Genomic DNA, 12,913 nt, shown 5'->3' on the forward strand with positions numbered 1-12,913 from the left:
ATTTTCAAAATTAAAGATTTACACTCTCAAATCGTACAACAAAATTAAGTTAAATTTTATGAGAAATTTAAAATCAATAATTTAAAAATAGGACTATATTTGTTCTTTAAAAACTAATTAATTATGCCATTTTCAGAATTATTTGATAACGAATTCAAACAAAGAAACAGAGGTCATTTCTCTGCGATTGTGCGCGTAGCATTTGCTGACGGAAAAATAAATCAACAAGAACAAGAGTTCTTGAACAAAATTGCTTCTACATTACAAATTTCGGATGAGGAATATAAAGAAATACTTGCTGATCCGTGGAAACATCCAATAAATCCTCCTTACTTATACACACAGCGTTTGGAGCGTTTGTATGATTTAGCAAGAATGGTACATGTTGACCACCATTTAGGAGATTTACAAGAAGTAATGTTAAGACGTATGGGACTGGCTTTGGGCTTTACTCCAGGAAACGTAAACTATATTGTATCAAAAGCACTTTCTCTTGTAGATAAAAAAGTAGATTTGGATACTTTCCTTTTCGAAATGGAAAATATGAATAAATAGAATTTCAAGTATTCAGTTTTTTAGTATTCAGTTCTACTTAGCTCGAAAAGAAATTAATAGTTAAACCCGACAGATTTTAAAAACCTGTCGGGTTTGCTGTTTATACTCATTATCAAACCTAAAACTTGAAACAAAAAAACCTAACAGGTTTTTAAAACCTGTTAGGTTTGAACTGTTACTGACCACTAAAAACTGATCACTGAATTACTTCTATTCAGCCTTCATAAATTCCTCAGCCTTTTCTACCATCTTTTTGCTTCCGCAGAAAAACGGAACTCTTTGATGCAGTTCTGTCGGCTGGATTTCCATAATTCTTCCGAAACCGTCTGTTGCTTTTCCGCCTGCTTGTTCGGCTATAAATGCCATCGGATTACATTCGTACAACAAACGTAATTTTCCTTTTGGTGCTTTTGAACTTGTCGGATAAATATAAATACCTCCTTTAATCATATTTCGATGAAAATCGGCAACCAAACTTCCGATATATCTTGATGTGTAAGGTCTGTCTTCTTCTTCGCGTTGACAGTATTTTATATAATTTTTTACGCCTTGCGGAAAATGAACATAATTCCCTTCGTTTACCGAATAGATGTTTCCATTCTCTGGAAATTTCATGTTTGGATGCGAAAGGTAAAATGTTCCAATCGCCGGATTTAATGTAAATCCATTTACTCCATAACCCGTTGTATAAACCAGCATGGTCGAAGTTCCATAAATTACATAGCCTGCTGCAACTTGATTGATTCCCGGTTGTAAAAAATCCTCGCTTGTTACCGGAGTTCCGATTGGTGTTATTCTTCTAAAAACAGAAAAAATAGTCCCAACTGAAACATTCACATCAATGTTTGAAGATCCGTCAAGCGGATCCATTAAGATCACGTACTTATTATTATGACAGTTGTCGCTCCCCTGAACTGTTATAAAATCGTCGTTTTCTTCAGAAGCAATACCACAGACAATCTCACGGTTTATTAACGTCTGGATAAATACTTCGTTTGCATAGACATCTAATTTTTGCTGATCTTCACCCTGAATATTTTGTTCGCCGACGGCGCCTATAATATCCACTAAACCTGCTTTGTTAACTTTATAGTTGACCACTTTGGCGGCCAATCTAATCGAGTTGATAATTCGGGAAAGCTCTCCCGACGAATACTGAAATGCTTTCTGGTTCTCAATAATAAACTCTCCCAGTGTTTTATTGCGTTCTTCCATTGCTAAATCGTTGTAGTTTTAAATTTAAGTCACAAATATCGTTTTTTTTGTGAGAATGATTTAAAAATTATTTTGTTAGTTTGCTCTTATTGTATATTTGCTAATAATCAGCAAAAAGTACTGTTTAAAAAAACGCTTTTTTAGAAAATAAGAGATTAATAATAAGAATATATGAATATTAGAAAAGGAAATCCTGAAGACATGAAATCGGTGTTGGAGCTAATTCAGGAGCTGGCAATATTCGAAAAAGAACCCGAGGCGGTTGTAATTACAGAAGAAGATTTAGTGCGTGACGGCTTTGGCGAAAAACCATTATTTAATGTCTTTGTTGCAGAGATTGAAAATGAAGAAAAACAAAAAGAAATTGTTGGAATTGCATTATACTATTACCGCTATTCTACCTGGAAAGGAAAGACAATTCACCTTGAAGATTTAATTGTAAAAGAAAAAATGCGCGGTACTGGTTTAGGATCTGCTCTTTATTCTGAAATTATGAAACAAGGAAAAAGAGATAATGTACGAAGAGTAGAATGGAATGTTCTTGCATGGAACACACCAGCAGTAAATTTCTACAAGAACTCAGGTGCCAAAATCCTTGATGATTGGCAGGTCGTTCAAATGGACGAAATCGGAATTAATTCGTTCTTAGAAAAATTATAAAAAAGTATCGCCACGAATTTCACGAATTTACACAAATCCAATTCGTGCTAATTCGTGAAATTAGTGGCAAAAGACATAAATACCAGATTTAGCCCCAAATCTGAAATCTAAAATCTAAAATCTATAAATTAAAAATGAGAGTATTTAAATTTGGAGGAGCATCTGTAAAAGATGCAGATGGAATTAAAAACGTATACGACGTTTTACAAAAAGTAGGTTACGAAGACGTAATTCTTGTAGTTTCTGCTATGGGAAAAACAACAAATGCTCTGGAAGTTGTCATTAAGAATTACTTCGAAAAATCAACAGAATTAGGTTCTTCTGTACAGCAAATAAAAAAATATCACAATCAAATCTTGCTGGATTTATTTGACGACGAAAATCATGAAGTATTTGCTGCTGTAAATGCACAATTTTCGGAATTAGAATATTTCTTAGCTCATAATAAATCTCCTAATTATAACTTTGTTTATGATCAAGTTGTAAGTTTTGGAGAATTAATTTCTACTAATATTCTAAGTCATTATATGAGTTTCAGAGGAATTCAGACGCAATGGCTGGATGTTCGTAATTTTATTAAAACTGATGCAAATTATAGAGATGCAGGAGTTGATTGGGAAGTTACACAGCAAAACATCAGTAAAAATGTACCAAGAAAAGTATTGAATATCACACAAGGTTTCCTTGGTGCTGACGATAATAATTTCACCACAACTCTTGGCCGTGAAGGTTCTGATTATACTGCGGGTATTTTTGCTTATTGTTTGAATGCTGAAAGCGTAACGATTTGGAAAGATGTTCCCGGAGTAATGAATGCCGATCCTCGTTATTTTGAAAATGCAAGTTTGTTGAACCAGATTTCGTACCGTGAAGCAATCGAATTAGCATTTTACGGAGCGACTGTTATTCACCCAAAAACATTACAGCCGTTACAGAAAAAAGAGATTCCGTTATACGTAAAATCGTTTATTAATCCACTTTTAAAAGGAACTTGTGTTTCTAAAGGTGTCGATTTAGAGCCGCAATATCCTTGTTTTATTGTAAAAAGAGAGCAGTTATTAATCTCGCTTTCGTCTATTGATTTTTCTTTTATCATGGAAGAAAACATCAGTGAGATTTTTGGATTGTTCCATGAATTTAAAATCAAAGTAAACTTGATTCAGAATTCGGCTATTAGTTTTTCTGTTTGTGTAGAAGATAAGTTTGGAAATTTCCCTGAACTAAATGCAATTCTTTCTAAAAAATTCAAAGTTGATTACAGTGAGAATGTGACCTTATATACGATTCGTCACTTTACAGAAGAAGCATCGCATACTGTTGAAGCTAACAAAGAAGTTTTATTGAAACAAGTTAGCCGCGAAACAATGCAGATTGTAACCAAAGAGCTTAACTAATTTTCTTAGCGTTAATTATTTCAATTCCTTATAAAGGTTTCATCTTAATTGATGGAACATTTTTTAGTTTTTACCTTTATTTAAATAATTGATTATTCCCTTAAGGTCTTCTATCTGGAGTTCGTATTGCCTTATTATTTTTCTATAAACATTTATCATTGCAAGCTCTGTCTGACGTTCGATGCTGATTAAGTTTTCAAATTTATCAAGACCTAATTTTTCTTTAACCAATTCTTCTGGACTTCTTTCAAAAATCTGGCAGATTTTATTAAAATGTATTGCCCAAGAAGTGCTTTCGCCCCGCTCCATTCTTGCATAAGCAGATTGCGAAATATTCAATTGATCTGCAACTTCTTCCTGCGACATATTTTTTGATTTGCGTAATGTTTTTAAATTATTCCCTACAGTTTTATTCATATTTAGTTATTTTTACAAATATAAACATGAGAAATAAGTTACAATTATTCGCTTATAGATTTTTATCACCCTGTTTTCGGGTAAAACTTTCTGTCGATTCATTTTAAATTTGAAAAACATTCCCTGTTAATCACATAAATTATCTTTTTTAGTTTAATCATTTTCCTACGTGAAATATTTGAGTTAAATTTACTGTACTCGATTTTCAAAATTAAAAAAACATGGAAATAATTTACAAAAGTCCTATTTATATAATCTGTCTCATTATTTTTATAATATCAAGAATATTTCCGCCAAAGAATATAAATGACTTTTATGGCTACAGAACCTCTAACTCTAAGAAAAACAAATCAAATTGGGATTTCGCTCAAAAGTATAGTACAACACTTATTATAATTTTACTTTTTATCCTATTAGGGTTCCAAGTAGTGCTGTATAATATAGATCCAAATTACCCTTATTTTGACTTTATGTCTCTTATTGGTTTGTTTGTAGTTATTGGGATTGTTTTTTATAAAACAGAAAGAAAATTAAAAAGAATGCCTTCTTAATTTTCTGTTTTACCATTCTTCAAGTTTTCAATTTCCCTTTTAAGTTCTTCAATTTTGCTTTCGTATTCTTCAATTGCTTTTTGAGAAAAAGTTTTTGGATAAGCGAAGTCTGGATTATTTTCTAGATTTTCCATTTTGACCAAATCTTCTGGTGCAATTTCAAAAATGGAACAAATTTTAAGTATATGATTTGCCCAGGAATGACTTTCGCCGCTTTCCATTCTGGCATATGCAGATTGCGAAATACGCAAATGATCTGCCATTTGCTCTTGAGATAAGTTATTGGTTTTCCGCAGTATTTTAAGCTTTGAGGCAATAATGGTATTCATACTAAAAAGAATTTACTTTCACACTATAGAGGACAGCAATGTAAAAATATACTCACATAAAAAAACTTTTTTTCTGTTAAATCTATAAGAACATCCTAAATTACCCGAAAAACGAATAAGACAACCACTTACAAAAACCTTAACTTCGTCTTACAAAGACAATTGCCCTTGATTTTAAAAACCTACTAAAATGAAAGACAATAACGAGCCATCTGAAGAAACGAAAGAACGGTGGAATCAAGATCCCGATAATTGGATCTGGGGAATATTTTACTATAATCCGGAAGATACAAGATTACTTCCGCCCAAAAGAATTAAAGAACTCGGCTGGACGGTTAATTTTGCCAACCCAAATTCTGTTTTTTTAGTATTTGTTTTTATTGGCATTTTACTTATAATTTCTGAAAAAATGAAATTGGGTCAATAAACTTTTTAAATTTTACCTACAACATATTATTCATCCAAAAAAAAATGAAACTTTATTTAATAAAATACATCGCTCCAATTTTAGGTTCCCTCTATTTTGCAGCTTCTTTTTATCAGTCCAATCATTCGGGATGCGAAATTAAAGCCGGTATTTCGGTTTTTCTAGCGGTTAGTTTTTCGCTTTCTCTTTATGACAAAATCAAAAGTTAACGCGCACGATTATTCTCCGACTGCTCAATCTCAGACTTTTTGTAATTTGTTTTTTTAGAATCACCAAAATTGTAGGTGGCTATAAGTTTAAAATAGTTACTTGTATAAGTTCTATGATAATAAATCTGCGTCTGACCAACGTTATAATCCCCAGATACCATGAATTTATGAAAGATGTCATTGGCTGTAAAATTGAGTTTCAGCGCATCTTTAAAAAAATTTCTTTCTATCCCTAAAGTTACCGTCGAACGGCTGTTTTCACTTCCCAAACCATAACTTCTGTCACTTAAATACCAAGCCAAAAGCTGTAATTTAAAAAGCTGTGCAATTGTAAATGTATTATTAGAATAAAAATAAAATTGTGGTTGTACTGGACTAAACTCAAACGAATAATAATTGTCTATAGATTTGGTTAAATTCATACTAATTATGTTAGTAGAATTCCACCATTTGAGAGCGAATGACCTTGAAATTGAAGCAAATAAGACATGTCCTTTTTCTAGATTCAAAGCTCTTAAAATATAACTGTTTGGAGTATCTCCATGCAATGCAGCGGCAGAAATTGGATCAATTTTATAAGTATATCCGATTTTGAAATCAACCTTTTTGTATATCATTCCAATTTCAAAAGCATGTGTTTTTTCTGGAAGCAGATTCGGATTTCCTTCAATCGTAGTAAAAGGATCCTGATAAATCACATACGGATTTAAAGCCTGATATCTTGGTCGTGTAATTCTTGACACGTACGAAAAGTGTCCTTTCCAGTCTTCTGAAAGATTAAAATTTAAAAGTAAGTTAGGGAAAAAATTACTGTATGTTTTCTCAAATTGCTGAATTCCGCCGGCATCCGTAAATAAACTGTAGCTTGTTTTTTCGGCTCTTGTTCCAAGCGAAAAATTGACTTTTTCGCTCAACGATCCAAAATAATTTAAATATGCGGCAGCAATTTTTTCTTTATACTCAAAATCGCTCGAAAGTTCGTCATCTAACTCATAATTCATATCATCGGCATCAGCAATCAAAAAATCTGTTTCAGATTTTATAGTCGCATGGCTAAACTTTGCTCCTATTTCCAGCTTTGCTTTTTCATTCAATTTCTTCGAATAATCAGCTTGAAGGGCTATGATGTTAATTCTGCTTCCTACATTATTCTTCAAATATCTTTCAGCATCCGTTTTGTCAACCCAGCTGTTTTCTTCAATAAAATCTCCAATACTCTGATTGTAATTGGAAAATTGCGAACCTATAAATAATGTTGAACCTTTTTGATCGGTTTTCATATTATAATTTAGATTAACAAACTGATTCAGCAGAACATCATTTCGGTCTACATCTGTTGCATAAAAACTGGTTTTCGAATTATCAGTAATTGAATTTCGACTTTCTGTAATTCCTCCTAAATCATTTACATTTCCGCTATAAGCCAGTGAAATATAATTATCTGGAGAAAAACTATATTGAAATCCAATTCCGAAATTCGAATAATTATTAAACCTTCTTTTCCAATCGGTTGTTAATTCAGATTTCATATATTCGTCTGGATTTTGGCGTGTTCTTGTCGTATATAATAATTCGCGATTTCTTCCTAACTGCAGACCGTAATTGGTTATAAAAGCGAATTTTCCTTTAGAATAACTAAAATCTAAAAGTGTATTATAGCTTGTACCTCCAAATTTGGAAACTGATACATGCTGATTAGCCGTTCCCATCAATCCGTTTTGAGTTTTTTTTTTTGTAATAATATTGATAACAGCTTTTCCTTCGGCATCATATCTGGAAGACGGATTCGAAATGATTTCAATTTTCTGAATTTGAGAAACTGGAATTGCAGCAAATCTTTCATAATTAATCAAAATTCCGTTGAGATAAATAATCGCTTCCCCTTTTCCGAGAAGGCTTATTTCTCCATCAGCAACCACAACATTCGGAACTCTCGACAATAATTCGTTTACAGAACTGCTTGTCGCAAGTAAAGTATTAGCTACGGCAACTTCTATATTTCCGTTTGCTGTATGTTTTACCAATGAAGCTTGACTTTTTACAACGACTTCATTTAACTTATTGCGCTCTTGATCTTTGACAATTATTGAATCTAAGGAAGATAATGACGATTCTGTCTTTACGATTAATTTATCCTCTTCTACAAAGGATTTATCTGTGACTTTTTTTACAGCTTGTGCATTTATTTCTATTGATGAAAAAATCAGACAATAAACAGAAATGATAACAACGATAAGAAATCTCATAAACTTAATGATTAGTGGTTTGACTTTGATTTGAAGCAAAAGTCTCCTAAAAATCAGTGAATGAGGTCGCAGAAAGAGAAATCGGGAGTACGGATTTATAAATTAGTACACTTTTTTTGAGGTACAAAGGTTCTAAGCTACCAAGGTGCAAAGTTTTTTTTTCTGAAACGCAAAATAAATTTATCTAGGCGATAATTCTTGTAATTGATAACTTAAAGGCGTGGTTCCTGTATGTTTTTTGAATGCTGCGAAGAAAGTTGATTTCGAATTAAAGCCAACATCATAACCAACAGATTCCAAAGTCAGTTTATCATTTGAAGCTATAATTTTACACGCTTCAGCTATTCTAAATTCATTGACAAAACTGGTGAAATTCTTGCCTAAATTATTGTTTAAGAATTGCGACAACTGATGACTTGAAATATTAATTTCTTGAGATAAATCTTGAAGCGTGAGGTTAGGATTTTTATACAAAGCCTTTTCGTTCATGGCGTTTTCTAATTTTTCAGTCCACGTTGCTGCTTCTTCAGAATCTATTTTTTTATTAGAAATCTTTGCATTCAATAAAAACAAATCGTCTGTTTTTTTTCGGTACAAAAGAATCGAAATGCCTAAATATAAAATGAATGAAAAAACTACTGCACCACTTATATAGGTAGCGCCCGGTGCCCCCATAATAGATAGAAAATAAAATAGAAATAATAAAAAAGTGCCCAAAAACAACATTCCGAACCACATTTCGGCTGGAGTCGTTTTTTCTTTTCTGCTTACGATTTTCTTTAAAACACTACGAAATTCAAAACCTGCAAATACAATATAAACAAACCATTGCAGGTAAATAATTCTGATAAGTGCACCGCCCCAAAGTTTTGGATAAACTTTGTACGGATACAAAATGCCAACAGAGACAATTAAAATTCCCCAAAATGCAAATATCAATTTCCAAGATTTTGGCATGATCTGAATTTCATCAACTGCCGATTTAATAAAATAGTACAAACAAGGTCCGATGAAAAAACATGCCGTAAGCCCAAATTGCAGATACATTTTTGGCAGATCGGGGTGAAAATAAACGAATACCGATTTTCCGATTCGAATACTTAAGGCAAACAAAAGGGCGCCGAGAAAATAATTCGTCAGATATTTTTTCTTGGTAAAAAAGAAAAAATAAACTCCGAGAATAATTCCGTTGAAAGCTCCCAAAGCACTAAAAAAGAATAAAATTTCTTTGCTAGTATCCATAATTTAAGTTCGTTATATCCTAAACAAAGCTAAAAAAAGATTGGCTTATTATGAGAATTTTGCTTCAATTATTTTTAAATCTAAAATTTTAATAAATAGAGAATCAACGCAAAAGCCTATCATTTTTCAATAAATAAAAGCGCCTTAATTTGTTGATTATAAATACTACTTTTGGCTTTTTTAGAGTTAAAGTATTTATGTTGAAAAAATTACTGTTTTTTACGGTGTTTCTGTTATGTTCTGTGCTTCAGGCTCAGGAAAATGAATCGTTGTATAAAACAAAAAAAGTAATCGCATCAAAAGATACCATCCGTCTGGAAGAAGTCAGCATTAACTCTGGTTTTTTTGAACTTTTGGACTCTAAAAAACAGCTTCTAGATTCTACTTTTTACAAGATCAATTTTGAAAAAGGCTATTTGATTTTAAATGAAAGAATAACTGCTGCTCCCGATACTTTAATTGTCAATTATCTCAAATATCCCGATTTATTGACAAAAGAATACAGTCTCTACAAATCGGATCAAATTGTAAGCAACGATCTTGGTACCGAAAAACTGTATCGAATCGAAAACAATAACACCAAAAAAGTTACGCCTTTTGACGGCTTAAATACTTCTGGAAGCATCACGCGAGGTGTTACTGTGGGAAACAATCAAAATACGGTTTTAAACTCCAATCTCGATTTACAGATTACTGGAAAAATATCCGACAAGGTTAGTTTACGTGCTTCATTGCAGGATAATAATATTCCGCTTCAAGACGGCGGTTATTCGCAGAAACTCGATCAGTTTGATAATATTTTCATGGAACTTTTCAGTGAGGATTGGAACATTCGCGCCGGCGATGTCTTTCTGGAAAATCGGAAAACGCAATTTCTAAGTTTTAATAAAAAAGTACAGGGACTTTCTGCCAGTTTTAACTTTGGTGGGGAACAAAACAAAACCAATGTTTTTGCTTCTGTAGCTTTTGTAAAAGGACAATACGCTAAAAGTACTTTTATTGGTCAAGAAGGAAATCAGGGTCCGTATAAATTGAAAGGACAAAATGGCGAATTGTACGTTTTGGTTATTTCGGGTTCAGAACGTGTGTATGTAAATGGTGTTCTGCTGAAACGCGGGGAAAACAACGATTATGTTATTGATTACAATGCGGGAGAAATTGTCTTTACTTCACTTTTCACGATTACGTCTGAAATGCGTATCAATATTGAATACCAATATTCGGAGCGAAATTACAATCGTCTTGTAACGTATGCGGGCGCTACGCACGAGAATAAAAACTGGAGTTTTGGAGGTTATATTTATTCTGAAAATGACATGAAAAATCAGCCTCTACAGCAAAATCTTTCTACAGAACAAGTCCAGATTTTGAGTCAGGCCGGCGATGATACAAATCTGATGAAAGCTCCTTCTGCCTACGAAGACACTTATTCTGAAAATAAAATTTTGTATAAAAAGATTCTCGTCAACGGTATTGAAGCTTACGAATATTCAAACAATTCTGCTGATGTTCTTTATAATGTAAAATTTAGTCTGGTTGGAGCAAACGCAGGAAATTATATCATTCAAAACAATAATTCGGTTGAACGTATTTATCAATATGTTTCGCCCGTTAACGGAATTCTGCAAGGAAATTACGAGCCAATTGTACAATTGGTTGCACCGATTAAACTTCAAGTAGCTACATTTTTAGGAAAATACAATCCGAACGAAAAAACTTTGGTTGATTTTGAATTAGCGGTTAGCAACAACGATCAGAATTTATTTTCGGGAATTGATGACAATGATAATAAAGGAATCGCTTTTAAAACCAATCTTAAAAAACGTCTTTTTTCGAGAAGCTGGACTTTGGATGCTTTTGCCAATTATCAATATGTACAGCAGGATTTTAAATCGATCGAACGATTATACAATATCGAATTTAATCGTGATTGGAATTTAACCGGAACACTTTTGGGAAATCAAAGTTTATTGGTTACGGGTTTAAATTTTGACTTATTTAAAGAAAAGAAAACTTCGGATCTTGGTTTGTTTGCCTATCAATTTGAAAAATTAGATTTCAGCGAAAGTTATACTGGCGTAAGACATACTACTTCTGCTCTATTCAAATTAAAAAATTGGACGATTGAAAACAATGGCAGTTTTTTAAATTCTGATGCAACGGCTTCGACTTCAAAATTCATTCGCAATCAAACCCGAACTAAATATCATTTTGGAAAAAATTGGGTTGGCGGCAGTTTTCAGCTTGAAGATAATCAGGAAAAAGATAAAGTTACCAATCAACTTTCGGCTTTAAGCCAAAGGTTTTCTGAATACGGCGTTTTTACAGGACGCGGTGACAGTACAAAAGTTTTTGTCGAAATCGGTTTTCTACAGAGAAGAAATGATAGTTTACAAAACGGTTTATTACAACATGTCAATAATTCGCAGACGTATTATTTAAAATCGAAATTGATTCAAAACAAAAACACTGATTTAGCGGTTTATGCAAGTTATAGAAATTTGGATTTTACAGATACTGCCAAAAAAAATGAACCTTCGCTGAATTCAAGAATTTTATACAACGATCGTTTTTTTAATCAATTAATGCAGATCAGCACAGCGTACGAAACTAGTTCTGGAACAATCGCGCAACAGGAATTTACATATGTTGAAGTTCCAACCGGTCAAGGAGTTTATACATGGAATGATTACAATGGCAACGGAATTCAGGAATTGGAAGAATTTGAAATTGCTCCTTTCCCAGATCAAGCTAAATATGTCCGCATCTTTTTACCGAATCAGATTTATATAAAAACCAATCAGAATAAATTCTCGCAGTCGCTGATTTTGAATCCGCTGCAATGGCAGAATGAAAAAGGGCTTAAAAAACTGCTTTCGTATTTCTACAATCAGACTTCTTTTTTGATGGATCGAAAAGTGAGAAGCGAAGGCGAAAAACTGGAACTCAATCCGTTTAATTCTTCTGAAGAAAATATTTTAGGATTGAATTCGAGTTTCAGAAACAGTTTGTTTTATAATAGAGGCAAACAGAAACATTCTGTTACCTATTCTTATTTGGTTAATAAAGGAAAAAGTCTGCTTTCTATAGGTTCTCAAAATGTTCAGAATTATTCGCACCAATTGCAATACACACATTTGTATCAAAAAAGCTGGTTGTTTAATTTCTTTGCAAAAACGATAAAAACAGATTTGGTTTCAGAAGATTTTGTGGAGAAAAATTATGACATAAACGGCTGGCAGATTGCACCGAAAATCAGCTATTTGTTTTCTAAAAACACCAAATGGGATTTCTTTTATGAACTTCAAAACAAAAAAAATCAAATTGGAAATTTTGAAACTTTAGATCAAAACCGCATAGGAACTTCATTTTCTTATGCCGGCGAAAAGAAAATAACGGTAAATGGCGAGTTTTCTTTTTATGAAAATAAATTTAACGGCAACGAATTTTCTTCTGTGGGTTTTCAGATGTTAGAAGGTTTACAGGCGGGCTCTAACTTGGTTTGGAAACTGCTTGTGCAAAAAAATATTACTTCATTTTTAGACATTAATGTAAACTATCAAGGCCGTAAAAGTGAGACAGGACCAACAATTCATACTGGAAATATTCAGCTTCGTGCATATTTTTAATTGACTGCGAAAAAGATGACTATAAATTGTTTAATTTTA

General features: G+C 32.7%; 12 protein-coding genes. 7 read left to right on the forward strand and 5 right to left on the reverse strand.

Going from position 1 to position 12,913, the window contains the following annotated elements; genetic code table 11:
• The first annotated feature begins 123 nt into the window (after positions 1 to 123).
• Positions 124 to 555 carry a tellurite resistance TerB family protein gene (locus ACFSC2_RS00260; protein WP_379817249.1) on the forward strand — a complete coding sequence of 144 codons (432 nt, stop codon included), beginning with the start codon at positions 124 to 126 and terminating at the stop codon, positions 553 to 555.
• Positions 556 to 765: 210 nt separating this feature from the next.
• On the opposite strand, the gene fbp is transcribed toward ACFSC2_RS00260, so the two are convergent.
• Complete coding sequence (fbp, locus tag ACFSC2_RS00265) at positions 766 to 1,770, reverse strand: class 1 fructose-bisphosphatase (RefSeq protein ID WP_379817250.1); 1,005 nt, start codon at positions 1,768 to 1,770, stop codon at positions 766 to 768.
• Between the two features lie 171 nt (positions 1,771 to 1,941).
• Here fbp and ACFSC2_RS00270 point away from each other — a divergent pair, with 171 nt between their 5' ends.
• Positions 1,942 to 2,430, forward strand: a complete 489-nt coding sequence (locus tag ACFSC2_RS00270) for a GNAT family N-acetyltransferase (protein WP_379817251.1) — start codon at positions 1,942 to 1,944, stop codon at positions 2,428 to 2,430.
• Between the two features lie 134 nt (positions 2,431 to 2,564).
• Positions 2,565 to 3,824 carry an aspartate kinase gene (locus ACFSC2_RS00275; protein ID WP_379817252.1) on the forward strand — a complete coding sequence of 420 codons (1,260 nt, stop codon included), beginning with the start codon at positions 2,565 to 2,567 and terminating at the stop codon, positions 3,822 to 3,824.
• Positions 3,825 to 3,887: 63 nt separating this feature from the next.
• Here the strand turns inward: ACFSC2_RS00275 and ACFSC2_RS00280 are convergent, their stop codons facing one another.
• Complete coding sequence (locus ACFSC2_RS00280; RefSeq protein WP_379817253.1) at positions 3,888 to 4,241, reverse strand: helix-turn-helix domain-containing protein; 354 nt, start codon at positions 4,239 to 4,241, stop codon at positions 3,888 to 3,890.
• Positions 4,242 to 4,462: 221 nt separating this feature from the next.
• On the opposite strand from ACFSC2_RS00280, the gene ACFSC2_RS00285 reads away from it, so the two are divergent.
• Positions 4,463 to 4,792, forward strand: a complete 330-nt coding sequence (locus ACFSC2_RS00285) for an SdpI family protein (protein ID WP_379817254.1) — start codon at positions 4,463 to 4,465, stop codon at positions 4,790 to 4,792.
• Here the strand turns inward: ACFSC2_RS00285 and ACFSC2_RS00290 are convergent.
• Complete coding sequence (locus ACFSC2_RS00290; protein WP_379817255.1) at positions 4,789 to 5,121, reverse strand: helix-turn-helix transcriptional regulator; 333 nt, start codon at positions 5,119 to 5,121, stop codon at positions 4,789 to 4,791. The genes ACFSC2_RS00285 and ACFSC2_RS00290 overlap by 4 nt on opposite strands.
• Before the next feature lie 190 nt (positions 5,122 to 5,311).
• On the opposite strand from ACFSC2_RS00290, the gene ACFSC2_RS00295 reads away from it, so the two are divergent.
• A complete protein-coding gene (locus ACFSC2_RS00295) occupies positions 5,312 to 5,548 on the forward strand; it encodes a DUF5808 domain-containing protein (RefSeq protein ID WP_379817256.1) in 237 nt (78 codons plus the stop codon).
• Positions 5,549 to 5,592: 44 nt separating this feature from the next.
• Positions 5,593 to 5,757 (forward strand): hypothetical protein, encoded by a 165-nt coding sequence (locus tag ACFSC2_RS00300; RefSeq protein ID WP_379817257.1) that lies wholly within the window; start codon positions 5,593 to 5,595, stop codon positions 5,755 to 5,757.
• Here the strand turns inward: ACFSC2_RS00300 and ACFSC2_RS00305 are convergent.
• On the reverse strand, positions 5,754 to 8,003 hold the full coding sequence (locus tag ACFSC2_RS00305) for a TonB-dependent receptor domain-containing protein (protein WP_379817258.1): 2,250 nt from the start codon (positions 8,001 to 8,003) through the stop codon (positions 5,754 to 5,756). The two genes, ACFSC2_RS00300 and ACFSC2_RS00305, sit on opposite strands and share 4 nt — an antisense overlap.
• Positions 8,004 to 8,183: 180 nt before the next feature.
• On the reverse strand, positions 8,184 to 9,245 hold the full coding sequence (locus ACFSC2_RS00310; protein WP_379817259.1) for a helix-turn-helix domain-containing protein: 1,062 nt from the start codon (positions 9,243 to 9,245) through the stop codon (positions 8,184 to 8,186).
• A gap of 197 nt (positions 9,246 to 9,442) precedes the next feature.
• Here ACFSC2_RS00310 and ACFSC2_RS00315 point away from each other — a divergent pair, with 197 nt between their 5' ends.
• Positions 9,443 to 12,874, forward strand: a complete 3,432-nt coding sequence (locus tag ACFSC2_RS00315; RefSeq protein ID WP_379817260.1) for a hypothetical protein — start codon at positions 9,443 to 9,445, stop codon at positions 12,872 to 12,874.
• Positions 12,875 to 12,913: the final 39 nt, after the last annotated feature.

Source organism: Flavobacterium artemisiae, from assembly GCF_042678225.1.
In the GTDB taxonomy this organism is placed as follows: Bacteria; Bacteroidota; Bacteroidia; order Flavobacteriales; family Flavobacteriaceae; genus Flavobacterium; species Flavobacterium artemisiae.

Coding starts and splice junctions, on each gene's coding strand:
- ACFSC2_RS00260 (WP_379817249.1), top strand. CDS start 124: ATGCCATTTTCAGAATTATTTGATAACGAATTCAAACAAAGAAACAGA.
- fbp (WP_379817250.1), bottom strand. CDS start 1,770: ATGGAAGAACGCAATAAAACACTGGGAGAGTTTATTATTGAGAACCAG.
- ACFSC2_RS00270 (WP_379817251.1), top strand. CDS start 1,942: ATGAATATTAGAAAAGGAAATCCTGAAGACATGAAATCGGTGTTGGAG.
- ACFSC2_RS00275 (WP_379817252.1), top strand. CDS start 2,565: ATGAGAGTATTTAAATTTGGAGGAGCATCTGTAAAAGATGCAGATGGA.
- ACFSC2_RS00280 (WP_379817253.1), bottom strand. CDS start 4,241: ATGAATAAAACTGTAGGGAATAATTTAAAAACATTACGCAAATCAAAA.
- ACFSC2_RS00285 (WP_379817254.1), top strand. CDS start 4,463: ATGGAAATAATTTACAAAAGTCCTATTTATATAATCTGTCTCATTATT.
- ACFSC2_RS00290 (WP_379817255.1), bottom strand. CDS start 5,121: ATGAATACCATTATTGCCTCAAAGCTTAAAATACTGCGGAAAACCAAT.
- ACFSC2_RS00295 (WP_379817256.1), top strand. CDS start 5,312: ATGAAAGACAATAACGAGCCATCTGAAGAAACGAAAGAACGGTGGAAT.
- ACFSC2_RS00300 (WP_379817257.1), top strand. CDS start 5,593: ATGAAACTTTATTTAATAAAATACATCGCTCCAATTTTAGGTTCCCTC.
- ACFSC2_RS00305 (WP_379817258.1), bottom strand. CDS start 8,003: ATGAGATTTCTTATCGTTGTTATCATTTCTGTTTATTGTCTGATTTTT.
- ACFSC2_RS00310 (WP_379817259.1), bottom strand. CDS start 9,245: ATGGATACTAGCAAAGAAATTTTATTCTTTTTTAGTGCTTTGGGAGCT.
- ACFSC2_RS00315 (WP_379817260.1), top strand. CDS start 9,443: ATGTTGAAAAAATTACTGTTTTTTACGGTGTTTCTGTTATGTTCTGTG.